Annotated in this window: 26 protein-coding genes; 22 read left to right on the plus strand and 4 right to left on the minus strand. The window is 32.3% G+C overall.

The genetic code is table 11. The features are described 5' to 3' along the window. Positions 1–38 precede the first annotated feature (38 nt). Positions 39–1,547 carry a sodium:solute symporter family protein gene (locus ACNMOQ_RS03180; protein ID WP_416350240.1) on the minus strand — a complete coding sequence of 503 codons (1,509 nt, stop codon included), beginning with the start codon at positions 1,545–1,547 and terminating at the stop codon, positions 39–41. A 29-nt stretch (positions 1,548–1,576) separates the two neighbouring features. Then, entirely contained in the window at positions 1,577–2,446 is an 870-nt protein-coding gene (locus tag ACNMOQ_RS03185) for an N-acetylneuraminate lyase (RefSeq protein ID WP_416350241.1), read from the minus strand. Positions 2,447–2,598: 152 nt separating this feature from the next. On the opposite strand from ACNMOQ_RS03185, the gene ACNMOQ_RS03190 reads away from it, so the two are divergent. The 5 genes from ACNMOQ_RS03190 (at position 2,599) to ACNMOQ_RS03210 (ending at position 6,179) form a co-directional block, all read left to right on the plus strand. Next, positions 2,599–3,285 (plus strand): FadR/GntR family transcriptional regulator, encoded by a 687-nt coding sequence (locus ACNMOQ_RS03190; RefSeq protein WP_103268744.1) that lies wholly within the window; start codon positions 2,599–2,601, stop codon positions 3,283–3,285. Next, positions 3,282–3,929, plus strand: a complete 648-nt coding sequence (locus tag ACNMOQ_RS03195) for a FadR/GntR family transcriptional regulator (protein WP_017000349.1) — start codon at positions 3,282–3,284, stop codon at positions 3,927–3,929. The genes ACNMOQ_RS03190 and ACNMOQ_RS03195 overlap by 4 nt, the downstream gene beginning before the upstream one ends. A 1-nt stretch (position 3,930) precedes the next feature. Then, on the plus strand, positions 3,931–4,788 hold the full coding sequence (locus tag ACNMOQ_RS03200) for an ROK family protein (protein WP_416350242.1): 858 nt from the start codon (positions 3,931–3,933) through the stop codon (positions 4,786–4,788). 73 nt (positions 4,789–4,861) lie between these two features. Beyond that, complete coding sequence (locus tag ACNMOQ_RS03205) at positions 4,862–5,413, plus strand: biotin transporter BioY (RefSeq protein ID WP_064204596.1); 552 nt, start codon at positions 4,862–4,864, stop codon at positions 5,411–5,413. 13 nt (positions 5,414–5,426) lie between these two features. Then, a complete protein-coding gene (locus ACNMOQ_RS03210) occupies positions 5,427–6,179 on the plus strand; it encodes a GNAT family N-acetyltransferase (RefSeq protein ID WP_135031154.1) in 753 nt (250 codons plus the stop codon). A 73-nt stretch (positions 6,180–6,252) separates the two neighbouring features. Here ACNMOQ_RS03210 and fdhD read toward each other — a convergent pair whose 3' ends face one another. Then, positions 6,253–7,044, minus strand: coding sequence for a formate dehydrogenase accessory sulfurtransferase FdhD (gene fdhD / locus ACNMOQ_RS03215; RefSeq protein ID WP_218707121.1), 792 nt, complete (start codon positions 7,042–7,044; stop codon positions 6,253–6,255). 284 nt (positions 7,045–7,328) lie between these two features. Between fdhD and modA the strand changes: the two genes are divergently transcribed. The 14 genes from modA to ACNMOQ_RS03285 all read left to right on the plus strand — a co-directional run bounded on the left by modA (position 7,329) and on the right by ACNMOQ_RS03285 (position 23,425). After that, a complete protein-coding gene (gene modA / locus ACNMOQ_RS03220) occupies positions 7,329–8,096 on the plus strand; it encodes a molybdate ABC transporter substrate-binding protein (RefSeq protein ID WP_026023691.1) in 768 nt (255 codons plus the stop codon). A gap of 10 nt (positions 8,097–8,106) precedes the next feature. Continuing rightward, positions 8,107–8,775: a molybdate ABC transporter permease subunit gene (gene modB, locus ACNMOQ_RS03225; protein WP_416350243.1), complete on the plus strand. Its 669-nt coding sequence runs from the start codon at positions 8,107–8,109 to the stop codon at positions 8,773–8,775. A gap of 6 nt (positions 8,776–8,781) precedes the next feature. Next, on the plus strand, positions 8,782–9,381 hold the full coding sequence (locus ACNMOQ_RS03230) for an ATP-binding cassette domain-containing protein (RefSeq protein ID WP_064204592.1): 600 nt from the start codon (positions 8,782–8,784) through the stop codon (positions 9,379–9,381). A 168-nt stretch (positions 9,382–9,549) separates the two neighbouring features. Further along, complete coding sequence (locus tag ACNMOQ_RS03235) at positions 9,550–13,221, plus strand: nitrate reductase subunit alpha (RefSeq protein ID WP_218688320.1); 3,672 nt, start codon at positions 9,550–9,552, stop codon at positions 13,219–13,221. Further along, on the plus strand, positions 13,211–14,767 hold the full coding sequence (gene narH / locus ACNMOQ_RS03240; RefSeq protein WP_182094071.1) for a nitrate reductase subunit beta: 1,557 nt from the start codon (positions 13,211–13,213) through the stop codon (positions 14,765–14,767). The genes ACNMOQ_RS03235 and narH overlap by 11 nt, the downstream gene beginning before the upstream one ends. Continuing rightward, positions 14,760–15,335: a nitrate reductase molybdenum cofactor assembly chaperone gene (gene narJ / locus ACNMOQ_RS03245; RefSeq protein ID WP_239724198.1), complete on the plus strand. Its 576-nt coding sequence runs from the start codon at positions 14,760–14,762 to the stop codon at positions 15,333–15,335. The genes narH and narJ overlap by 8 nt, the downstream gene beginning before the upstream one ends. Further along, positions 15,328–16,008: a respiratory nitrate reductase subunit gamma gene (gene narI, locus ACNMOQ_RS03250; protein ID WP_017000338.1), complete on the plus strand. Its 681-nt coding sequence runs from the start codon at positions 15,328–15,330 to the stop codon at positions 16,006–16,008. Before narJ ends, narI begins: the two co-directional genes overlap by 8 nt. A gap of 34 nt (positions 16,009–16,042) precedes the next feature. Beyond that, positions 16,043–16,486 (plus strand): nitrate respiration regulation accessory nitrate sensor NreA, encoded by a 444-nt coding sequence (gene nreA, locus ACNMOQ_RS03255; protein ID WP_135031148.1) that lies wholly within the window; start codon positions 16,043–16,045, stop codon positions 16,484–16,486. Next, positions 16,483–17,517 (plus strand): sensor histidine kinase, encoded by a 1,035-nt coding sequence (locus ACNMOQ_RS03260; RefSeq protein WP_239703982.1) that lies wholly within the window; start codon positions 16,483–16,485, stop codon positions 17,515–17,517. The genes nreA and ACNMOQ_RS03260 overlap by 4 nt, the downstream gene beginning before the upstream one ends. A gap of 16 nt (positions 17,518–17,533) precedes the next feature. Continuing rightward, positions 17,534–18,187 (plus strand): nitrate respiration regulation response regulator NreC, encoded by a 654-nt coding sequence (nreC, locus tag ACNMOQ_RS03265; protein WP_416350244.1) that lies wholly within the window; start codon positions 17,534–17,536, stop codon positions 18,185–18,187. A gap of 516 nt (positions 18,188–18,703) precedes the next feature. Continuing rightward, entirely contained in the window at positions 18,704–19,870 is a 1,167-nt protein-coding gene (locus ACNMOQ_RS03270) for an IS256 family transposase (RefSeq protein WP_064205432.1), read from the plus strand. Positions 19,871–20,558: 688 nt separating this feature from the next. After that, complete coding sequence (locus tag ACNMOQ_RS03275; protein WP_016998773.1) at positions 20,559–21,719, plus strand: nitrate/nitrite transporter; 1,161 nt, start codon at positions 20,559–20,561, stop codon at positions 21,717–21,719. A gap of 192 nt (positions 21,720–21,911) precedes the next feature. Beyond that, positions 21,912–22,913 carry a ThiF family adenylyltransferase gene (locus ACNMOQ_RS03280; RefSeq protein ID WP_103268752.1) on the plus strand — a complete coding sequence of 334 codons (1,002 nt, stop codon included), beginning with the start codon at positions 21,912–21,914 and terminating at the stop codon, positions 22,911–22,913. Between the two features lie 11 nt (positions 22,914–22,924). After that, positions 22,925–23,425, plus strand: coding sequence for a MogA/MoaB family molybdenum cofactor biosynthesis protein (locus ACNMOQ_RS03285; protein ID WP_016998775.1), 501 nt, complete (start codon positions 22,925–22,927; stop codon positions 23,423–23,425). A gap of 1 nt (position 23,426) precedes the next feature. Here ACNMOQ_RS03285 and moaC read toward each other — a convergent pair whose 3' ends face one another. Continuing rightward, on the minus strand, positions 23,427–23,906 hold the full coding sequence (gene moaC / locus ACNMOQ_RS03290; protein ID WP_016998776.1) for a cyclic pyranopterin monophosphate synthase MoaC: 480 nt from the start codon (positions 23,904–23,906) through the stop codon (positions 23,427–23,429). 69 nt (positions 23,907–23,975) lie between these two features. Between moaC and ACNMOQ_RS03295 the strand changes: the two genes are divergently transcribed. Genes ACNMOQ_RS03295 through ACNMOQ_RS03305 form a run of 3 tightly spaced genes read left to right on the plus strand, consistent with a single transcriptional unit; the run spans position 23,976 to position 26,151 of the window. Next, positions 23,976–25,235, plus strand: coding sequence for a molybdopterin molybdotransferase MoeA (locus ACNMOQ_RS03295; RefSeq protein WP_416350245.1), 1,260 nt, complete (start codon positions 23,976–23,978; stop codon positions 25,233–25,235). Further along, the gene (gene mobB / locus ACNMOQ_RS03300) at positions 25,232–25,696 is read left to right on the plus strand and encodes a molybdopterin-guanine dinucleotide biosynthesis protein B (protein ID WP_416350246.1); all 465 of its coding nucleotides are present in this window, start codon (positions 25,232–25,234) and stop codon (positions 25,694–25,696) included. Before ACNMOQ_RS03295 ends, mobB begins: the two co-directional genes overlap by 4 nt. An 8-nt stretch (positions 25,697–25,704) precedes the next feature. Continuing rightward, positions 25,705–26,151: a molybdenum cofactor biosynthesis protein MoaE gene (locus ACNMOQ_RS03305; RefSeq protein WP_416350247.1), complete on the plus strand. Its 447-nt coding sequence runs from the start codon at positions 25,705–25,707 to the stop codon at positions 26,149–26,151. Positions 26,152–26,153 lie beyond the last annotated feature (2 nt).

Below are 26,153 nucleotides of genomic sequence, written 5' to 3' on the forward strand. Positions count from 1 at the left end.
TATTTTTTAGTACTTTAGTTTAATTTATTATAATCGAACTATTTAGTTTCTTTTACGTATTGATCATTTATCGTATATATTGTTAAGCCTTTAATATTCTTAGTTTGTTTGTAGAATGGTAAGCTCGCAAGATAACCTACGATAAATGCAATAAAGAACCCTATTACTGATACTGTAAATGGTGTGATATCCGTTTTACCAATAAAGTACGAAGCAATTGCAGCAACGATTAAACCGATAATAACACCGATTGAGTTTGCTTTTTTAGTAAAGATACCTACAGCGAATACCCCTGCAATTGGTACACCAAATAGTCCTGTTACTAATAGGAATAGATCCCATGTTTCATTAGTTTCTTGATTGATTAAATATAATGAAGCTAATGTACCGAATACACCTGCTATTATAATGATGATTCTAGCTAAAAGTACATCATTTTTAGAATCATTATTTTTAGAAAATCTTTGTTTTAAATCGACAACGACACATGCTGAAATCGAGTTTAAACTAGATGAAATTGTTGATTGAGCAGCTGCAAATATCGCTGCAATTAATAGACCACCAACAAACGGCGGAATTTGTGTCAAAATGAAATAAGGTACTAATGCGGATATGTTAAATCCTTCTGGTAAAGCTGCTGTATTATTATAGAAAGAATATAATACAGTTCCCATTCCATAGAAAATCGGAATTGTGATAAATGCTAGTAAACCGTTAGTCCAAAGTGACTGATTTGTTGAAGCTACAGAACCTGTTGTTTGATAACGTTGAACGATATCTTGACTGGCCGTATATTGGTGTAAGTTATTAAATATGGAACCAATAAAGATGATAGGTATAGCAGCTGCTGCGCCCCCAAGTTTCCAATTATCCATAGATATAAATTTCTTGTCTTGTACTGCTTCTTGAGCTACTGTTGCAAAGTTGCCATCAATTTGAAACGCACCTAAGAAGATAATTGCTACTGCGCCGCCGATCAGAATAATACCTTGTATAACATCGCTCCAAATAACACCTTCGATACCGCCCATAAATGTATAAATCATACATAATAGACCTACCAATGCGGCGATTAAATAAGGATTAATATCAGAAACGGCTGTAATTGCTAATGTTGGTAAGTAAATAACGATTGCGACACGTCCAACATGGAATAATGTGAAAGCCAATGAGCCAATAACTCTTATAATAACGCCAAAACGTTCTTCTAAATATTCATAAGCAGTTGTTACATCTAATTTTCTAAAGAAAGGTATATAGAAATAGATAAGTAACGGTATGATTGCAATAATTGCGATATTCCCGGCAGCATACGACCAATCTGTATTAAACGCACGCTCTGGTGTACCCATATATGTGATGGCACTTAATGTAGTTGCATATATTGAAAAACCTACAGCCCAAGACGGTACTCTACCTTTTGCTTTAAAGAACGCCTCTGTATCTTGTCCGGCTCTCTTAGTAAAGTATACCCCGACTAATAGTGTTCCCAATAGATAAAGTATCAATGCGACCCAGTTTGCTGTACCAAAACCTACTTCATTCATGTATGACATCCCCTTTGTTCATCAATAAATTATAAGTTGTATTTTGAAACGAGTGATTTAACTTTTTCTAATACCTCATTATCTAAAGGTGCTAATGGTCTTTTTACTTCTCCAGCTTCAATTCCTTTAGCTGATAATACTGCTTTTAATGTAGGGTATATTCCTAAAGCAAGTACTTGTTCGATGATATCGTTTGTTTCATGTTGAATATCATAAGCTTCTTGAATGTTACCTTGTTTAGCTAATTCGAAAATTTTTCTTGCTCTCTGACCATTAATGTTGTAAGTAGAACCAATTGCGCCATCTACTCCAGATATAGCTGCTTGAATAAGCATTTCATCAAAACCAGATAAAATTAATTTATCAGGGAATGCTTTTCTAATTCTTTCTAATAAGAAGAAGTCAGCAGCAGTATATTTAATACCGATTACTTTTTCATTTTCAAAAAGCTCTTCAAACTGTTGAATGGATAAATTCACGCCAGTAAGCGCAGGAATTGAATAAATAATCATGTCATTTCCAGTCGCTTCGATAATTGCATTATAGTAATATTTAATTTCTTCAAAACTAAATGGGTAATAAAATGGTGTAACTGCTGATAATGCATCATAGCCAAGAGAAGTAGCAAATTTACCTAATTCGATTGATTCATTTAAATCTAATGCACCAACTTGAGCGATTAATTTAATTTCATCTCCAGCTTCATCTTTAACAATTTCGAATACTCGCTTTTTTTGCTCTGTGTTTATTAAGAAATTTTCCCCAGAACTACCATTGATATACAAACCATCAATACCTTGAACGTCGATATTTTGACGTACAATTTGTCTCAAACCTGATTCTAAAATATTTCCTTCTTTATCAAATGGTACTAGTAACGCTGAATATAAGCCTTTCATCATTAAAAACTCCTTTTTTATTTTTATAATTGATAATATTGTCAGACCAATTTATAATTATATTGTAAGCGATTGCATCATTAAGTGTCAATTGTTTTTATAAAACTAGATTTTTGTATGATAAAATAAACTTTAAAAAGGGGGGAGATACAATGATGAAAAGAACATCCTTAGTGGACGTAGCAGTTGAAAAATTAAAAGAATATATAACAATTCATCAATTTGAAAATGGTGATAAACTCCCTTCTGAAAAATTACTCATTGAAAAATTAGGTGTTAGTAGAACAGTAGTAAGAGAAGCAGTTAGTAGGTTACAACAAAGTGGTTTAATAGAAGTTAAATCTGGAAGTGGTATGTATATAACTGAAAAAGATAAGCATCTATCTATGCTTTTTGAGTCTCACATGAAAGTTCATGGATTTAAAATTAAAGAATTATTAGAAGTACGTAAAATTATAGAATTAGGTGCTATACGTTTAATTATCGAAGGAAAATTAAACGTAGACTCTCAAAAGTTGAAAGATATTAATAAGAAATATTATGACTCTATAAAACAAGCTGATCAATTGGCGCTATATGATTCGATTTTTCACGAAACCATCATTTTATTTACTAAAAATCAAACGCTTATTTCTATGAGTAAAGTTATTAAAGAATATTTTTCAAAGAATCAATTCAATAAAGTCGTAGTTCAAGAAGATATAGAAAAATCTTTTTACGAACATGGTAAGATTATAGAAGCTATAGAATCGTTAAATTTAATTTTAGCGCATGAAATAATGAATAACCATCTTTCAAGAGTGTTTGAATGGATAGAAGATTTGGAGCGTAAATCATGAGTAATTTAAATAAAATAGAAGTACAAAGTTTAAAGGAACAAGTTTTACAAGAAATTAAACAATATATTTTATCAAATGGCTTAACTATGGGCGACAAATTACCTACAGAAAGAGCGCTTACTGAAATGTATGGTGTAAGCCGTTCTGTTGTACGAGAAGCACTTAGTTATTTAGAACATACAGGTGTTATAGAAACGGTTCAAGGTAGAGGTACAGTCATTAAAGCACCTGATGTAACGAGCTTAGTAGAAGGTTTTTTATTTAGTTTTCAAGTTGCAAATGGCTCGAAACAAGATTTATTATCTTTAAGAATTATTTTTGAATGTGCAGCTATAGAAGAAATTATTAAAAATAATAAAGATATTGAATTATTGTCTCAAATAGTAAATGAGGATGTAAAGAATCATTATGAGAATGATCGTAAATTCCATCAAGCAATTTTACATTCGACTGGTAATGCACTATTTGAACAGTTGAGTACAGTCGTACAATCATACTTTTATCATATTGAAAATCAACAGCAAGAAATTGACTATAAAGAAACATCTCAAACACATAAACGTATAGTAGAAGCAATCCATAATAAAGACATCACAACTGCAAAAGAATTAATGACTAAGCATTTATCACTTAAGGAGGGCTAACATGAAAATAGCTATAGATATAGGTGGAACTTATATAAAATCTGGAGTAATAGATGAAGCACAAAAACTTCATGGTTATCAAAAAGTCAAAACACCGGAAAATATTCAAAACGAAATACTTAATGAAGTTAAAAGTATTATAGAAATGTATGTGAATGACTTCGAGTTGAATAATCCCAAAGTAGGTATTTCAACAGCAGGAGTGGTTGACTCTGAAAAAGGTGTGATTACTTATGCAGGCCCGACAATACCTGGATATAATGGAACAAACTTTAAAGAGTCATTGGCATATATCACTCATAATGTTGAGATTCACAATGATGTATCTTGTGCGTTGTTAGGGGAATTATCTGAGCATGATGGTAATACTCAATCATTATTTTTAATGACAATTGGTACTGGAATAGGAGGCGCTTATTACGAAGATAAATTATTAGAAGGTGCGAATTATAAAGCATGTGAAATTGGTTATTTATTATATGATGAAGAGACAAATACAACGTATGAAGACCGTGCTTCAACAAATGCTTTAAAATCAATAATTAATAAGCAATATAGAGAACCTGTTTCTGTAGAACAGTTATTTGAGTTGGCATATAGCGATGATGAAAAAGCAATGACTATATTAAAGAACTGGGCTAAAAAAGTCGCAGAAGGAATTGCACAAGTTCAAATAGTATTTGATCCTGAGATTATACTTATTGGTGGAGGTATCTCTAAACAAGAGGAGAAGCTGATTGATTTAATTGAACCATATATAAATCAATATTTACCAGAAGATTATGGGCATGCACGTATTGAAACGACTTCAAAAGGTAATGATTCTGCTTTATATGGGGCTGTAGCACTTTTTGATTGATTGTTAACTTAATATTTATTTTGGTTAACAATGTGATATAATATATCTTATCTTATTAATAGGAGTGAAAATTTTGAAGACAAAAGATATCGTTATTATCGCAATGTTTACCGCATTTATAGCTATGCTAGCATTTATACCACCAATTCCGTTACCCTTTATGCCGGTTCCAATAGCTTTTCAAAATACAGGCATCATGTTGGCTGGGTGTCTATTAGGGTATAAAAGAGGTACGCTTAGTGTAGTTATATTTTTATTATTAGTGGCAGTCGGACTACCTATTTTAACTGGAGGAAGAGGCGGATTAGGTGTATTTTTCGGTCCATCAGCAGGCTACATATTAGGATACCCGCTTATTACATTTCTTATTGGTTACTTTATCGATATAAAATGGAAGAAGTTAACATTTGTTTACGTACTTATCATTAATATAGTAATAGGTGTACTATTATTGAATTTAATCGGTGGATTTGTCATGGGGGAATTCATGAATATCTCTATTTCTAAGAGATATATTTTCGCAGCTACATTCTTGCCAGGAGATATCGTTAAAGCTATTTTAACAACTATGTTATTATTTAGTTTAAAACATATACCTGAAATTAAAAGGATAAGAAATAGTTAAGAGGTGAAGTAATGTGATATCGTTTAAAGATATAATTACTGACGGCGATATTTTAGAAACTACAAATCGATATATTCACTATCAAACTTTGCATAAAAGAATACAATATGATTCAAATAAAATAGTTTATAAAATTATGCCAGATTTACATACCTTTAAAAAAGATGAACAAATGTTAAAAGCATTACATGATCAACATAAGCAACCATTTTTAAAATTTGTATTCCCAGAAAATGAGCGACTTGAGGAACCATTAAGTTCATATTTAACTTATAGAGGTTATGAGTATAGTTGGATAGAATTATATGTAGTTACACCTCAAAAATTATTAAAAGAACCACATGATGATATAGAAGTAATGCCTACAGATGAAGATAATATTGTAGATTTTTTAAATATTTCTTATGAATTTGATAAAAAGTTTGGAACAGACTATGCAGAATTGAAAGTAGAAGATAATAAAAAGCAATTTAATTCGGACAATCCTATACAAGTCATTTCTTATTATAAAGGGAAACCAGCTGGGATTTTACTAATATGGGATAATGAAGCATATGTCGAACTAGATAGCTTTACTGTTAGAGAACCAATGAGAAGACTAGGTATAGGATCACAAATGCAATCGTTTGTAGCGAATTATGCGAAAGGGAAATCCGTAATACTCGTTGCAGATGGTGAAGATACTGCAAAAGATATGTATAAAGCACAAGGTTATCAATATGGTGGATTCCAATATGAAGCTTTAAAAGAATTTACAGTAGAATAAAAAGTACAAAATGCTCTTTCTTTAAAATGCAGTTATGCATTTTTGAAAGAGCATTATTCATGTAAACTAGTAGTTAATCTATTTCTAATCGTTCTGGGTGAGAATATACGTTAAAGCTACCATCTCTTATAAAACCTATAGCTGTTATGTTAAGATCATTAGCTATTTCAATAGCTAAATTAGTTGGTGCTGATTTGGAAAGTATAACACCAACGCCAATCTTTGCTGCTTTTATTAATATTTCCGAGGAAATACGACCGCTAAAAATAAGCACTTTATTTCTTACAGGTATATCTTCTTGGATGCAGTATCCATATAATTTATCTAGCGCATTGTGTCGACCAATGTCAGCTCGATGTTCATAAAACATGTCGCCATCACTAATAGCAGCGTTATGCAATCCACCTGTTTGTTGGAAAATTTTACTTTCTGTTTGAAGTTGGTCCATCATACTAAGAATTTGATTCGGCTTTATTTTTATTTTTGAATTCGATATTTTAGCAGTTAAAGCATCATTGTTAAAATAAAAAGAGCGACTTTTACCACAACAAGATGAAATCATACGTTGTGTGAATTTATTATCTTTAAGATTTATTTTTTTATTTAGTTCTACATGAGCAAAACCTTTCGAATCATCTATTGAGATTTGCATTAAATCACTTTTTTTGAATATAATGCCTTCTGAAGCTAAAAATCCTAGAACAAGTTCCTTGAGGTTTTTCGGTGAGCAAATTATTGTAGCAAATTCTTCACCATTAACCATAATGGTAATCGGAAATTCAGTGACATAATCATCTGTAGTTTCTCTTAATTCTTGATGTTCATATCTTAAAATGGGTTGGTTAAAAGTCATATTCTGCTCCATATATATTCCTCACTTTAATTATCGATTTATTTATGATTACTATTTTACTGTGAAGAATGAACTTTTAAAAGAAGAAAGCTTTTACATAACTTACGTTATATTCTAAAAATTAAATTAATTTAGGTTAGGTAAAGCCCTAAATTGTCAATCATATTACCCTGAAAATTAATTTGATTATTCTATTTAATACATATTTGTGAAAAAATATATAAGGAACTTTCATTAATCGATTGAAAGGTGTAAATTAAGTTTATACATATTTTGAAACGGAGATGAATGAGAAAATGAAGAAGGCCTTACTATTGATTCTGACATTACTACTTGTCTTAGCTGGATGTAGTTCAGAATCAAATCAGGACAAAGCTAGAAAAGAAAATGCTGACAAAACATTTACTGTTGCAGCAGCAGCGAGTTTAACAGATGTTACAAAAGCATTAGAAAAAGAATTTAAGAAAGAACATCCTAAAACAAAAATTAAATTTAACTATGGTGGGTCAGGTAGTCTTCGTAAACAAGTTGAAGCTGGCGCAGATGTCGATGTCATGATGTCAGCTAATACTTCTGATATCGATAAATTAAAAGATGAAGATAAAGTTTCTGAAGTTTATGATTATGCTGAAAATAAATTAATCATTATAAAATATAAAAACTCTCCAATTAAAAATTTAAAAGATATCAGTTCACCAAAAAAAATATCTCTTGGTGAAGAAAAAAGTGTACCAGCAGGTCAGTATGCAATTGAATATATGAAAAAAGAAGATATATATAATGGCATGACGAGTACTTTTGTATTTGCAAAAGATGTTAAACAAGTACTAAATTATGTACAAAATGAAAATGCAGAAGCAGGCTTTGTTTATGCTACAGATATTTATAAAGGTAAAAATGAAAAAGTGAAAAATATTGAAAAATTGTCTGATGCACCTTTAGACAGACCTATTGTTTATAGAGCAGGTCTTGTAACGGATAATAAAGAAGCAAAAGAATGGTTTGAATTCTTAAAAACAAAAGAAGCCAAACAAATATTTAAAGATTATCACTTTGAAGAATAGGAGATAAATTATGCCAGATTTAACACCACTTTGGATATCAATTAAAGTATCGTTAATCAGTACTATTATTGTATGCATATTAGGGATTTTTCTGGCGAAATTAATGCATAGATATAAAGGTAAAATGCGTCCTATTATTGAAAGTATTATTATGTTACCAATCGTTTTGCCACCTACTGTGATGGGATTTATATTATTGATTATATTTTCTAAAAACAAATTGTTTGGTGGCATTTTAGATGAAGTCTTTCATGTTCAAATTATATTTACATGGGTTGGAGCTGTCATAGCAGCTGTTATCGTAAGTTTGCCTTTAATGTATCAACACGTAATAAATGGATTTCAATCTATCAATCCTAAAATGTTAAACTCTGCGAGAACAATGGGAGCTAGCGAAAGTAAGATTTTTAGACAGATTATTTTACCATTATCAAAGCGAGCAATATTTTCAGGTATTGTAATGAGCTTTTCAAGAGCATTAGGTGAATTTGGTGCAACTTTAATGATCGCTGGCTATATACCTGGATTAACGAATACATTACCATTAGAAATATATTTCTTAGTTCAAGCAGGAGAAGAACATAAAGCCTGGATATGGGTGCTTGTATTGATTGCATTTGCTATTTGCGTTATTAGCACTATTAACATATTGAACCAGAAGAATCATAAATGGGAGTAGATATTAGTGATTGATATTCAAATTAAAAAGCATTTCAAAACGCGAACGATTGAAATGAACGTTCAATCTAATGAACCTAAAATATACGCAATAGTAGGTAAGTCGGGAATAGGTAAAACGACGATGTTAAATATAATAGCAGGTTTGAATGAAGCGGATGACTGTAAGATTAAAGTTAACCACAATTTATTAAGTGATCATCACCATTTAGTAAAAGTACAAGATAGAAATATAGGTTATTTATTCCAAGATTATCAACTTTTTCCCCATATGACGGTAAATGAAAACATTCATTTTATGACAAGTCAAAATGAAAATACAAAACAATTAATTAAACATTTGCGAATTGAACATTGCTTAAAGCAATATCCTTCAACATTATCGGGTGGAGAATCACAACGCGTTGCACTTTGTAGAGTTTTAAGTGTGAAACCTAATTTATTATTGCTAGATGAACCATTTTCTAGTCTTGATGATGAAACTAAAGAAGAAGGGATGAACCTTATTAAATATATATTTAATACATGGCATATTCCTATCATTCTCGTAACACATTCTAAAAAAGAAGTTCAACGATTAGCACATGAAATAATAGAGATTAAATGAATATTTAACTTAATAATATTTGTAAGCTGAGGCATTTATCGATGTCTCAGCTTTTTTATCTTTAGTTAGGGATTTCGAGAAGCGGTATAGGTAATCCCCTAATACATATACTTTGTGAAAAAATGTACAATTTTATTAATAAAGGGCAAATATTAGGAGGTTCTATATATGGCTAAACTCGGTTTGAAATTCTTTAAACCTACAGAAAAATTTAATGGAAATTGGTCAATTTTAGAAGAGAAGAGTAGAGAATGGGAAAAAATGTACAGAGAAAGATGGAGCCATGACAAAGTTGTTAGAACAACACACGGTGTAAACTGTACAGGTTCTTGTTCATGGAAAGTCTTTGTAAAGAACGGTGTTATTACATGGGAAAATCAACAAATTGATTATCCTTCATGTGGTCCCGATATGCCTGAATTTGAACCAAGAGGCTGTCCAAGAGGAGCTTCTTTCTCTTGGTATGAATATAGTCCGTTACGTATTAAATTTCCATATGTAAGAGGGAAGCTATGGAAATTATGGAAAGCAGCATTGAATGAATTTGGAGATCCAGTAGTAGCTTGGGCATCAATTGTAGAAGATGATGTGAAAGCTGAATCATATAAAAGTGCTCGTGGTAAAGGCGGGCACGTACGTGTTAATTGGCGAGATGTTACTCAATTAATAGCAGCTCAAATTATTTATACTGTTAAGAAATATGGACCAGATAGAATAGCTGGCTTTACACCAATACCAGCAATGTCGATGATTAGTTATGCTTCTGGTGCACGTTTTATATCTCTATTAGGTGGAGAAATGTTAAGTTTTTATGATTGGTATGCAGACTTACCACCAGCATCACCACAAATTTGGGGAGAACAAACCGATGTTCCAGAATCGAGTGATTGGTATAACGCAGGATACATTATTATGTGGGGGTCGAATGTACCTTTAACGAGAACACCGGACGCTCATTTTATGACAGAAGTACGATATAAAGGAACTAAAGTCGTTTCGGTAGCTCCAGACTATGCAGAAAATGTGAAATTTGCGGACAATTGGCTTGCACCTAATCCAGGTACAGATGCGGCTTTAGCTCAAGCTATGACACATGTTATTTTGCAAGAATATTATGAAGATAAAAAAGAAGAAATGTTTATTAATTATGCTAAACAATATACTGATATGCCATTTATTATTCAATTAGAACCCCATGGAGAAGGCTATAAAGCAGGAAGATTTTTACGTTCAAGTGATTTAGGTATAAAGACTGAACATGCTGAATGGAAACCTGTTGTATATGATCAAAATTCTAAACAACTCGTAGTTCCGAATGGCACAATGGGTCAACGCTATGAAAAAGATGTGAAATGGAATTTAAAATTAGAAAATGAAGATGGCACTGTCATTGATCCAGCTTTAACTTTTAAAGACGCCGATGCATCAATTATGACCATTCAATTTCCTTATTTTGATAACGAAGGAAATGGTATTTTTGAAAGACCTATATTAGTAAAAGAAATTGAAAATCAAAATGGAGAAAAAATTTACGTATCAACTATTTATGATTTAATGGCTAGTCAATACGGAATAAGACGCTTTAATCATCCATTAGAAGCTACAGGGTATGATGATGAAAACTCTCTATATTCACCAAAATGGCAAGAAAAAATAACAGGTGTAAAATCATCAGTTGTTGTTCAAATCGCAAGGGAATTTGCTCAAAATGCAATCGATACAGAAGGACGTTCTATGATTATTATGGGGGCAGGTATCAATCATTGGTTTAACTCAGATACGATTTATCGAGCTATTTTAAACTTAGTTATTTTATGTGGATGCCAAGGCGTAAACGGTGGTGGTTGGGCTCACTATGTTGGTCAAGAAAAATGTAGACCGATAGAAGGATGGTCAACAATCGCTTTTGCAAAAGACTGGCAAGGACCACCAAGATTACAAAATGCTACAAGCTGGTTTTATTTTGCTACAGATCAATGGAAATACGAAGAGTCAGGTGTAGATAAATTACAGTCACCATTATCTAATGAGCTTAAACACCAACACCCGGCAGATTATAACGTTTTAGCTGCACGATTAGGTTGGCTACCTTCATATCCGCAATTTGATTGCAATAGCTTATTGTTTGGAGAAGAAGCTAAAGAATCAGGAGATGATTCCAATGAAGCAATTGTTAAAAGAGCAGTTGATGCAGTTAAATCTAAAAAAACAAAATTTGCAATTGAAGATCCTGATGCTAAAAAGAATCATCCTAAAACATTATTTGTATGGCGCTCTAATTTAATTTCGAGTTCTGCTAAAGGTCAAGAATACTTTATGAAACACTTATTAGGTACTAAAGATGGATTATTAGCAAATCCAAATGAAACGGAAAAACCAGAAGAAATTGTATGGCGTGAAGAAACTAACGGTAAATTAGATTTGTTAGTAGCTTTAGATTTTAGAATGACGACCACACCTTTATATGCTGATGTCGTTTTACCAGCAGCAACATGGTATGAAAAACACGATATATCATCAACAGACATGCATCCATTTATACATCCATTTAACCCAGCAGTCGATCCATTATGGGAATCAAAATCAGACTGGGATATTTATAAAACCATAGCAAAATCAGTATCAGAATTAGCTAAAACACATATGAAAGGCGTGTTTAAAGATGTTGTAACAACACCGTTAGCACATGATACACAACAAGAAATAGCCACACCATTGGGCTTAGTAAAAGATTGGTCTAAAGGTGAAATTGAAGCAATACCTGGTAAAACAATGCCTGGATTTGCAGTTGTAGAAAGAGATTATACTCAAATTTATGACAAATATATATCAGTCGGACCTTTATTAGAAAAAGGTAAAATAGGTGCTCATGGTGTTAGCTTTTCTGTGAAAGAACAATATGACGAATTGAAGTTAATGCTTGATACGTGGGAAGATGGTACGGTTAAAAATGGCTTGCCTAGGATGGATACTGCTAGAAAAGTTGCAGATGTCATATTAAATGTATCATCTGCATCAAACGGTAAAGTATCACAAAAATCATACGAAGATTTAGAACAACAAACAGGAATGGAACTTAAAGATATTTCTGCAGAAAGAGCATCTGAAAAAATTACATTCCCTAATATTACTGCTCAACCTCGAGAAGTTATACCGACAGCAGTGTTCCCAGGCTCTAACAAGTTAGGAAGAAGATATTCACCATTTACAACTAACATTGAACGTCTTGTACCATTTAGAACATTAACAGGTAGACAAAGTTACTATATTGACCATGAGGTGTTTCTACAATTTGGGGAGAACTTACCAATTTATAAACCGACATTACCACCTATGGTATTTGGTACGAAGGATAAACAGATTAAAGGTGGCGTTGATACACTTGTATTACGTTATTTAACACCACATGGTAAATGGAATATCCACTCAACTTATCAAGATAATCTACACATGCTAACTCTCTTCAGAGGAGGGCCGACAGTTTGGATTTCTAAAGAAGATGCACAATCTAATGATATTAATGATAATGATTGGTTAGAAGTTTACAACAGAAATGGGCTAGTAACAGCAAGAGCAGTAGTGTCTCATAGAATGCCTAGAGGCACGATGTTTATGTATCATGCTCAAGATAAACATATTGAAACACCAGGGTCAGAAATTACAGATACTCGTGGAGGTTCACATAATGCTCCAACACGTATTCATTTAAAACCAACGCAATTAGTCGGTGGATACGCACAAATTAGCTATGGATTTAATTATTACGGTCCAATCGGTAACCAAAGAGATGTATATGTAGCCATTAGAAAAATGAAGGAGGTAGATTGGCTTGAAGATTAAAGCGCAAGTAGCTATGGTTATGAACTTAGATAAATGTATAGGATGTCATACTTGTAGTGTTACGTGTAAGAGTACATGGACAAATAGAGAAGGTGCTGAATATATATGGTTCAATAACGTTGAAACTAAACCAGGGATAGGATATCCAAAAAGATGGGAAGACCAAGAAACTTATAAAGGTGGATGGATGCTAAATAAAAAAGGTAAATTAGAATTAAAATCAGGTAGTAAACTATCAAAAATTGCACTAGGTAAAATATTCTTCAACCCTGATATGCCAGAAATGAAAGATTACTATGAACCATGGACGTATAATTACAAGCATTTAACGACAGCTAAAGAAAGTAAACATTCACCTGTTGCAAAAGCAGAATCCGTTATTTCAGGAAAAAAGCTAGATATAAAATGGGGACCGAACTGGGAGGACGATCTTGCAGGTGCACACGTTACAGGTCCGACAGATCCAAACATACAAAAGATTGAAGAAGAAATTAAATTTAATTTTGACCAGACATTTATGATGTATTTACCTAGGTTATGTGAACACTGCTTAAATCCTAGTTGTGTAGCGTCTTGTCCATCAGGCGCTATGTATAAAAGAGATGAAGACGGTATTGTACTTGTAGACCAAGACGCTTGTCGTGGATGGCGTTACTGCATGACAGGGTGTCCATATAAAAAAGTTTACTTCAACTGGAAAACAAATAAAGCAGAAAAATGTACGTTTTGTTTCCCTAGAATTGAAGCTGGATTACCAACTGTTTGTTCTGAAACTTGCACAGGACGTATGCGTTATTTAGGTGTACTACTATATGATGCTGATAAAGTACAAGAAGCAGCTTCAACAGAAAATGAGCAAGATTTATACGAAAAACAATTAGATTTATTTTTAGATCCATACGATGAAGATGTTATTCAACAAGCTGAAAAAGACGGAATCACTCAAGATTGGATTGAAGCGGCTCAAAATTCACCTGTTTATAAATTAGCTATAGAGTATAAGCTTGCGTTTCCACTACATCCTGAATACCGTACTTTACCTATGGTTTGGTATTGTCCGCCACTTAGTCCAATTATGAATTACTTTGAAGGTAAAGATTCGATTAGAAATCCGGATATGATTTTCCCAGCTATAGAAGAAATGAGACTACCAGTACAGTATTTAGCTAACATGCTTACAGCTGGTGATACTAGAACTGTTAAATTAGCATTGCAAAGAATGGCTATGATGCGTAGCTATATGAGAGCAAAATCTAGTAACAAAGAATTTGATTTATCTAGATTAGACAGAGTAGGCCTATCAGAAAGACAAACTAAAGATATGTATAGATTATTAGCTATAGCGAAACATGAAGATCGATTCGTAGTACCAACATCTCATAAAGAAGGATACATGGATACTTATAGAGCACAAGGTAGCCAAGGATTTGGTGGAGAAATGTTTGGCTCGAATTGTGACGGATGTGGCGTACAAAGTATATCAAATGGTAAATCAGGGCAAGAGATTTATAATGAGAACTTCTATGGAGGGATTTTCCGTGATTAATTTAGAAGCTTTGAATCAATATAAAAAGAGTTTTGGTTTTTTTAGTAATCAACTTACGTATCCTGAAAAATTAGATTTTCATCCAAAAGCTTTTGAATCAGCGTTTGATGAAAAACATCCAGCTTATGATTCTATACAACAATACTGGGATAATATGTACGAAATATCACTAGATGACATTCAAGAAGTTTATACAGAGACATTTGATTTTGAAAAGAAAACAACTTTGTATATGACTTATAATAAGTTAACTGAACAAAAAGAAAGAGGACAAATGTTAGCAAGGTTAAAAGTTTTATATGAAATGTTTGGTTTAGAAATGCCTAAAAGTGAATTATCGGATTTTTTACCATTAATGCTAGAATTTTTATATGCAGCTGAATGGATAGGAGATAGTCGAGCACAAGAAAGTTTAACGCTCGTTGTGATGGTTATCGAAGACGGAACATATGAATTAATGAAAGTTTTAGCTCAGAAAAATAGTCCGTACTTCCATATTATTAAAGCATTACGTGAAACATTAAAATCATGTGTAATTGAACAAGAGAAGGTGGCGAGTCATGATTAATCAATTTGTTTGGGTCATTTTTCCTTATTTATGTGTAGCCATATTTATAGTTGGGCATATATTTAGATTTAAATATGATCAGTTTTCATGGACCGCAAAATCAAGTGAATTCATTGAGAAAAAGCAATTAATGTGGGGGAGTATTTTATTCCATTTAGGTATTATTCCAGTTATTTTTGGGCATATTGTTGGTTTAGGTATACCTGCTGAATGGCTAAGTGCTATAGGTGTAAGCAATCATTTATACCATATAGGAGCGGTTTATATCGGAAGTATATTTGGTATAGTTACATTAATCGGTATGTTTTTATTAACAGCTCGTAGAATTACTAAACACAATGTAAGAAGAATGAGTTCATTTTCCGATATTTTAGTTAATATATTATTATTAGCGATTGTATTTATGGGATGTGTAGCTACTTTATGGACGAATGCAACGGTACCAGATTTTGATTATAGACAAACAATTTCTGTGTGGTTTAGAGGTTTGTTGATTTTTAGACCTAATGCGGAATTAATGACTACTGTTCCGTGGACATTTAAGACGCATATTATTTTAGGGTTATTGATAACAAGTATGTGGCCATTCACTCGATTAGTACATGTGTGGAGCGTGCCATTAACTTACTTTAGTAGAAGTTATATTATTTACAGAAAGCATAAAACGAATTAAACTAAAGGTGAAAAATGAGTTGAGGTGCTGAAAAATGTCTGATGATTTTAATTTTCAAGAAAAACTTGATCAAATTAGAAATAAGTATGATTTTGATTTTGCTGGTATCGCTATGGCTTTGGACACAAATTTGTCTAGTCACATAAAATGGCAGTATGTATCTGGAAATTTGAATCATAGATATAAAAACATCATTTTAAGAAACGGCAGGGGTATAGCAGGAATTGTAATTAAGAGTGGTAAAGAAATAATTCTTCATAATATTAAAGACAGCATTTACAATGACCAAGTCTTTAATTATCCGATTATTCAAAGCGAGGAATTAACTGCTCTTATTGCATTTCCATTATGGATTAAAAATAGAGTGAAGGGTGTTCTATTGTTAGGACAAAGAAACGATAAACGATTACCAAATTTAGAACAATTGCATTTTTCTAGTTTTGGCCCTTTTCAAAGAGAGGATATGATTAATTCATGAGTGTAGATAACGCTTCAAAATTAAACAATATTTTAAAGCAGTATTATGAAAAAACAAGTGAAATGATCGTCTTTTTAAATAGTAAAGGACAAATTATTGATATGAATAAAGCGGCTAGAAAAATCATTTCAGAAGATAATCAAGAACCTTTGACACATGCTATATGTAGTAGGTGTGAAGGTTATTCAAATGAATACGCACTACAATCGTGTAGAGATTGTTTCTTAGAATCAAGGAACATTGGTAATACAAGCTTCCAAGTATTTATGCAAACAAACAGTGGATCAGTAGAACCTTTCACTGCGACTTATCAAACGATTAGCCAAGAAGAAGATATCATGGTGTACACGCTACAAAATGTGTCCCCACAAATTGAAAGACAACAAAAATTACATCAACAAACAATGATGCAAAAGATCATTTCAGCACAAGAAAATGAAAGAAAAAGAATTTCAAGAGAACTACATGACGGTGTTGTTCAAGAATTATTAAATGTCAGTGTAGAGTTGAGATTACTTAAATACCAAGATGATATAGATCAATTGAAAACTCAGTCACAAGATATAGAAAGTATAATGTCTAGATTAATAGATGATATTCGCAATTTATCTTTAGAGTTAAGACCATCTTCATTAGATGACTTAGGTTTAAATGCTGCATTTAAATCATATTTCAAACAGTTGGAGAAGAACTTTGGATTTATAGTTCATTATCACTTTGATTCTGTTGAGCTTAGATTTAATCCAGAAATTGAAACGGTTGTTTACCGAATTGTCCAAGAAGCGGTATTTAATTCTTTAAAATATGCTAATGTAGATAGTGTTGATGTACACATGTTATTTGAAGACAATATGATTCAAGTAGAAGTGGCTGATCAAGGTGCCGGTTTTGTTATTGGAAGTCAACCTAAAGGGTCAGGGCTAGGTCTGTATGGCATGCAAGAGCGTGCAGAAATAGTAGGTGGTAGCGTTAATATTGAAAGCAAAATAGGTAAAGGTACTAACATTAAATTAAAAGTGCCAATAGCATAAACGTGGAGGAAGACAAATGAAAATCGTAATTGCAGATGATCATGCAGTTGTTAGAACAGGTTTTTCTATGATATTAAACTATCAAGAAGATATGGAAGTAGTGGCAACTGCCGCAGATGGAATAGAAGCATATCAAATGGTTGCTAAACATAAGCCTGATGTATTGATTATGGATTTAAGTATGCCGCCAGGTGAATCTGGATTAAATGCGACGGGTAAAATTTCAGAAGATTTTAAGGAAACTAAAATACTTATATTAACGATGTTTGACGATGAAGAATATCTGTTTCATGTTTTAAGAAATGGAGCTAAAGGTTATATCTTGAAAAATGCGCCAGATGAAGAATTAATTCACGCAGTAAGAACAGTTTATAAAGATGAAATGTATATTGATTCGAAAGTTACGAGTGCACTTGTTAATGAGCTTGTTAACCCAAGTAACCAATCAGATACTAACTCGAATGATCCATTTAAAATTTTATCTCAAAGAGAATTAGAGATACTTCCTTTAATCGCAAAAGGGTACGGAAATAAAGACATAGCTGAAAAGTTATTTGTCTCAGTAAAAACAATCGAAGCACATAAAGCACGAATTATGGATAAACTTAATTTAAAATCTCGTCCAGAATTAGTTGAATATGCTATGAAGAAAAAATTATTAGATTTTTAAATGGTTAATCATCATATCGTACAAATCAATAGGATATAAAGTTGTAACGTGCAAGGACATCGAGCCTTGTACGTTATTTTTTGATGATACGATTTATAGTGGCAAGAGATGACTTGCTTGTTGGATTAAGTATGACAATAATCCAAGTAGAACACCTTTTGTTGGATTAATTAAGCCGAAAATCCAATAAGAGCCTGTTTTGTTGGATTAATTAAGCCGAAAATCCAATAAGAGCCTGTTTTGTTGGATTAATTAAGACAAAAATCCAATAAGAGCCTGTTTTGTTGGATTAATTAAGTTGAAAATCCAATAAGAGCCTGTTTAGTTGGATTAATTAAGTTGAAAATCCAATAAGAGCCATTTAGTTGGATTAATTAAGACAATAATCCAAGTAGAACACCTTTTGTTGGATTAATTGAATATGTCCATATAATTGTGTAATAAAAAAAGAGCCAAATATAGCTCACTTTAGTACAATGTAATCGACTAAGAAAATATTGTAGAGGTGACCTATATATGACTCAGTTAAATATTAACGTAGACTTTGAAGAATTGGCAAGTGCTATTTTAGAAAGTAATTTAAATACTGCTATGAAAAGTATAGCTGTAACTGTATTAAATGCTTATATGGAAATGGAAAGAGATCAGTTTGTGAACGCTGATTTCAAACAAAAGCATCCTGAAAGGATTGCACAACGAAATGGCTACTATGAACGTGATTTTATGATTCCAGTCGGAACACTTCATTTAAAAGTACCTAGAACGCGTGATGGCGAATTTACAACTGAAGTTTTTGATCAATATTCTCGCTCTGATCAATCACTGATTTTAGCGATGATAGAAGCTTATATTAATGGCGTTTCAACTAGAAACATCACGAAAATTGTAGAGGCTCTGGCAGGTAAATCTGTTTCGAAATCTACGATTTCAGAAGTTATGAAAAATATTGACCCCGATATTCAAAAGTGGTCGAGTAGACCTATTACTAGTCATCAGTACAGATATGTATTTGTTGATGCCATGCATATTAAAGTTAGAGAGAATAATAAAATAGTTTCTAAAGGAGTTTATATAGCTATGGGAGTAAATGAACTTAAAAGACGTGAAATTATTGGTTTTAAAATTTCTAATCAAGAATCTGAACAGGCTTGGTCTGAGTTCTTTGAAGATTTAAGAATGCGTGGCCTCACAACTCCTGAGCTCATTATTTCTGATGCACATTCTGGTCTTATTAAGTCTATTAAATCACAATTTATAGATTCAACTTGGCAACGTTGTACATTTCATCTTCTTAAAAACATCATTGAAAGATTTCCAAAAAAGAATTCACAAGAGGCAAGAACATTACTTAAATCTATTTTTCAAGCTCCTACATATCAACATGCGCTTGAAAGTAAAAATGAATTTGTAACTAAGTATGAAAATAATCCTAAGTATTCAGAAGCTTTAAATATATTAGATCAGGGCTTCGAAGATGCCACACAGTTTTATAGATTTCCAGCACAACACCATAAGAATATACGAACTACTAACTCTATTGAAAATATAAATATGCAGCTTAGAAAAAGAGAGAAAGTCATTAAGACTTTCCCTAACCTAGACTCAGCTTTTAGATTAATTGGTGCATTACTCATGGATATTCAAGAAAATCTAGATAATGCTAAAAGACCTTTTATTCCTTAAACTTACTACTTATTTTTGAAAAATAAGTAGAGATTAACAAAATGAATCTGCTAAAAATCAAACAGATTTATTTTGTTAATACATTCTAAAAAACCAAAGGTTGATTACTTCTAAAGATATTACACATAAATATGGACTTGACTGATTAATTAAGCCGAAAATCCAATAAGAGCCTGTTTTGTTGGATTAATTAAGTTGAAAATCCAATAAGAACCCGTTTAGTTGGATTAATTAAGTTGAAAATCCAATAAGAGCCCATTTAGTTGGATTAATTAAGCCGAAGATCCAATAAGAACCCGTTTAGTTGGATTAATTAAGTTGAAAATCCAATAAGAACCCGTTTAGTTGGATTAATTAAGCCGAAAATCCAATAAGAGCTCAATTTATTAGATTAACTATCAATTTAGCTTTGAATTTCACTTGCACGAATTTGTAAAGTGCTGACGCCCAAGGGAATAGTATGCGCGAGAGACTACAGGCTCGAGCCATACTCTAGACAACCATGCACTTTCAAATCAGCAGATTAGGAAAATTATTTTGAGTTAAGTACTTCTACCTCACAACATTACTTTATAGGGAAATTACTGAAGGAGGTAAGGGGAATTCCTTATGTGCAGTTTTTCACAAATAACCTAAAATGTAGTTGAAAAGAGTTTTAAATTATCTACAAATAAAAAGGGTGAAAGTCATGAAAAACAACACAGGTAAAGTCCAATTACCGTTACAAACCTTAAGCTTAATGGCAGGATTTATGGTGTGGAGTATTTTAGCTCCTTTAATGCCATACATATCACAAGATTTTAACGTACCAGAAAGTCAGAAAGCTATTATTTTAGCGATACCTGTTATTCTAGGTTCAATTCTAAGAATTCCTATTGGTTATTACACAAACTTAATTGGATCTAGACTTGTCTTTTTAATTAGTTTTATTATTTTAATTTTTCCAGTATTTTATTTAAGTCAAGCAACTTCAACTACAGGACTAATGATAGCTGGATTCTTTATTGGTTTAGGTGGTGCAGTGTTTTCAGTTGGTGTTACATCGATTCCTAAATATTATCCGAAAGAAAAACATGGTTTTGCTAATGGTATATACGGTATGGGTAATTTAGGTACAGCTGTTTCATCATTTTTAGCTCCACCAATAGCAGGGGCTATAGGTTGGCAACATACTGTTCAATTATATGTACTAGTAATGGCGTTATTTGCTATTTTGATGTTTGTTTTTGGAGATAAACAAGAGCCTAAAGTTAAAGTACCTATGTTAAAACAAACTAAACAAGTAGCAAACAACTATAAACTTTACTATTTCAGTTTTTGGTATTTCATCACATTTGGTGCATTCGTAGCTTTCGGATTATTTTTACCAAACTTTTTAGTAGGACACTTTGAAATCGACAAAGTAGATGCAGGGATACGAACTGGTGTGTTTATCGCAATAGCTACAATATTAAGACCAATTGGTGGTATGTTAGGCGATAAATTTAATGCATTAAATATGTTGAAAATATTCTTTGGCATTATGATAGCTGGTGCTTTAATACTAGCATTATCAAATCATATCATGTTATTTACAATTGGTTGCTTAACAATCAGTGTGTCTGCAGGTATTGGAAATGGGCTAATTTTCAAACTTGTTCCTACTTATTTCAGCAAAGAAGCTGGTGTAGTAAACGGAATCGTATCAATGATGGGCGGTTTAGGAGGATTTTTCCCACCACTTATTATTACTATGGTCACAGCCTTAACAGGTTCAAACCATTTAGCATTTTTCTTGTTAGCGATATTTGGTTTAGTAGCTTTAATCTCGATGATGCATATGACAAAAGTAGAAAAGAAAACAATTTAATGTTCTTAGGGAGTGGAACATAATCAATCTCTCAAACTCGTTAGTTATAGTGGCACTATAAAATCTTTTTAAAATTAGGATTTCTGTACCGCTCCCTAAATTATTATATTTCTGTTCAATTCCCTCTATTGATTGAGGATATTGCAATTTCAATCTATAATAGAGATAAAGAGTCGTGAAAGGTTGGTATAAATGAACGAACGATATTCTCGTCAAATTTTATTTGATAAAATTGGTGAAAAAGGACAAGAAAATATAGCAAAAAGTAATGTGACAATAGTAGGGATGGGTGCACTTGGAACGCATGTTGCGGAACAGTTAACACGCTCAGGGATAGCGCGATTAAATATTATAGATCGTGATTATGTAGAAGTATCAAACTTGCAAAGACAAACGTTATTTACTGAAAGTGATATAAAAGAAATGCTTCCAAAAGTAGTCGCTGCAGAAAAACATTTAAGAAAAATTAGAGAAGATATAACAATAAAAACTTATATCGCACAATGTGACGCTAAATTATTACAAGAAGTTGCAAGATATTCTGATGTCATCATTGATGCTACAGATAATTTTAATACGAGATTATTAATAAATGATTTTGCATATAAAATGAATATTCCATGGATTTATGGTGCTTGCTTAGAATCTACATATGTTCAAGCTACATTTATCCCAGAAAAAACACCGTGCTTTAATTGTTTATTACCAGAAATCCCAGCTATAAATCGCACTTGTGATACTGTTGGTGTCATTAATCCAGCAGTTACTATGGCGACAAGCTTACAAGTAACAGATGCGCTTAAAATTTTATCTGGAGAAGAGTTTACGCCGAAGTTAACATTCGGTGATGTATGGGAAGGTGACCATCAATCATTTGGTTTTACACAAATGAAACGAGATGAATGTGAAACATGCGGAGAAAATCCAACTTATCCTCATTTATCATCATCAAGTCAAATGATTACTGAGCTGTGTGGTCGCGATACAATTCAATATATTAATGAAAAGTTAAATCGCCCAGCTATTGAAAAGTTTATAGCTCAAAATGGTTTGTTGCATAAATCAAATGCTTATATGATTCAATATTTATATGATGATCACCGAGTTGTTGCTTTTAATAACGGAAGATTATTAATTCACGATATCGGATCTGTAGAAGAGGGTAAACAATTTGTAGAAAATATGTTTGGTTAGGAGGTTAAATAATGAGTGTGATTGATAAAATTGATAGAAATATAAACATTGCAGTTTTAACAGTTAGTGATACTAGAAATAAAGAAACTGATAAAGGTGGGCAACTTGTTCTATCTTATTTAAATGGTATGAATGTGTCGGTAAAAGAAGAGCATTATAAAATAGTTAGAGATGATGCATCTTTTATACGAGAAGCTATTCAAACATGGCTATCCCAAGATATTGACGCCATTATAACAACAGGTGGGACAGGTATAAGTCCACGAGATGTTACAATCGAAGCAATTACACCGTTATTTGATAAAGAAATAGAGGGCTTTGGAGAAATATTTAGATATTTGAGCTATACAGAAGATGTAGGTTCTCGTGCAATTTTATCTAGAGCAGTCGCTGGAACAGTAGGTAAGCAAATTATAATGTCTATACCAGGGTCAACTGGCGCTGTGAAATTGGCAATGGAAAAGCTCATAACTAAAGAATTAAATCATTTAGTGTATGAGCTTAATAAGTAAATTATTGACGATTGAAGTCTCCATTAACGCCTCCGGATTTATGAGATAAATAAGTCTCACCAATAATCATGCCTTTGTCTACAGCTTTACACATATCATAAATTGTTAAAGCTGATACACTGGCAGCCGTTAATGCTTCCATTTCAACGCCAGTTTGGCCTTTAGTCTTAACTGTTGCAGTTATATTTAAGTTATTCAAATCTTCAACATCCCAGTTAAATTCGATATCAATACCTGTAAGTTGTAAAGGATGACACATAGGAATAAGCTGACTCGTGTTTTTCGCAGCCATAATACCTGCAATTTGAGCGGTTCCTAGTACGTCACCTTTTTTGTTTTTACCATTTTGAATTTGGTTATAAATTTTTTCATTAACTTGAATACTTGAATGAGCGACAGCAATTCTTGTACTTGTTTCTTTATTTGAAACGTCTACCATTTTCGCTCGACCTTGTTCATTAAAATGTGTGAAATCTGACATGTATAATCATCCTTTCTTAAGTTTATTATAACATGTGAACATAGTTAAATTATGAATGGAGTGCATATTATGACAGTTGAAATTAGAAAACCAATACCAGTTGATGATGCGATAAAACGTGTTATTGAAGTTGTTGAGAATAAAGATCCTATAACAGTACATATTGATGATGCTCTGGATTATATATTGGCGGAAGATGTTATCGCTACATATGATATTCCTAGATTTAATAAATCACCATTCGATGGCTTTGCTATCAATAGTAAAGATTCAGAAGGGGCAGAAGGTAATAACCGAATACAATTCGCCGTAGTTGATCACATAGGAGCAGGAACATCATCTAAAGTGCGTATTAAAGGTTACGAAGCGGTTCGTATTATGACTGGAGCTCCTATACCTGAAGGTGCAGATGCAGTCGTTATGTTTGAACAAACGACAGAAAATGAAAATGGATTTACTATTAGAAAACCTTTTAAAACTGGAGAAAATATTGCATTTAAAGGTGAAGAATGTACGGAAGATGATGTTGTATTAGAAAAAGGTCAATTGGTTAACAGTGGTGTTATAGCTGTGTTAGCTACTTTTGGTTATGAAAAAGTAAAAGTATTTAAAAGACCGACAGTAGCTATTATTGCAACAGGTAGTGAGTTAGTAGGACCTAATGAACCATTAGAACCAGGTAAAATCAGAAATTCAAATGGCCCAATGATTAAAGCGTTATGTGACCAAATGAATATTCAATCCAAAGCTTATAAAATACAAGAGGATAACTTACAAGGATGTACTGAAAGTGTAAATAAAGCACTGGCAGAAAATGATATTGTCATTACAACAGGTGGCGTATCAGTAGGGGATTTTGATTATTTACCACAAGTATATAAAGAAATTGGTGCAGAAGTATTATTCAATAAAGTACAAATGAGACCTGGTAGTGTTACAACAGTAGCTTATAAAAATGACAAACTATTATTTGGGTTATCAGGTAACCCTTCTGCATGTTATTCGGGTTTTCATTTATTCACAAAGCCAACTATTCTAAGAATGATGGCAAGCAAAGATATATATCCAGTTATTATAAATGCTAAATTAGGTGAAGACTTTAAAAAACCAAATCCTTTTACTAGATTCATTCGAGGTAAACTCTCATTTACAAACGACGGGATAATTGCTGTTCCATCAGGTTTTAATAAATCAAACGCTGTGGTTGCAATAGCAAAAAGCAACGGAATGATCATATTGCCGAGTGGTACTAGAGGTTACAGTAAAGGTGATGAAGTAAAGGTATTACTTACTGATCATCAATCATACGAAAGTAATTTAAATATATGAAAATCATGCAAATTGTAGGTTATAAAAATAGTGGTAAAACAACTTTGATTAATGAATTAATTAAAATATGCCAAGAATACCAGTTATCTGTTTCGACGATTAAACACCATGGGCATGGAACACAAGATATATCTTTAAATCATAAAGAAGTAGATAGTCTTTCATTTATTAATAGTGGTGCAGAAGAAAGTATTGTTTTGGGACATGAATTAATTGAACGTGTGACGAAAGTTCAACGTTCGTTAACAGAAATTATTAATAAAGATTTATCTATTCAACCAGATATTTTATTGATTGAAGGATTCAAATCTGAAGGTTATCCTAAAGTAGTATTGGGTAATAATACAGATAATCTAAAAGATGAATTAAGCAATGTAATTTATAATTTTAATGTATACAATCAAGAAGAAAGAAAACAATTTCTTGGTTGGTTCAAAAAATGGTTATTCCAAAAAGAGTAGGTGCAATTATGAAACAATATGAAATTGTCTCTGAACCAATAAATCCAGAAAAATATAGAGAATGGACATTAAACTCACGACAAGGAGCTATTGTAGTATTTACAGGACATGTGAGAGAATGGACAAAAGGCATCAAGACAGAATACTTAGCATATGAAGCTTATAAACCTATGGCTGAGAAAAAAATGGCTCAAATCGGCAAAGAAATTGAAGAAAAGTGGCCTGGTACAATTATTGCAATTGCACATAGGATTGGTGAGTTACAAATTTCTGATATTGCGGTTGTTATCAGCGTTTCTTCACCACATAGACACGATGCATATGCTGCAAATGAATATGCTATAGAACGAATAAAAGAAATTGTACCAATATGGAAAAAAGAGATATGGGAAGATGGTGAAGAATGGCAAGGTTCCCAAAAACAATACCATTCTTCAATTAAAATGGAGGACTGATT

The organism is Mammaliicoccus lentus (assembly GCF_947036595.1).
Taxonomy (GTDB): Bacteria; Bacillota; Bacilli; order Staphylococcales; family Staphylococcaceae; genus Mammaliicoccus; species Mammaliicoccus lentus.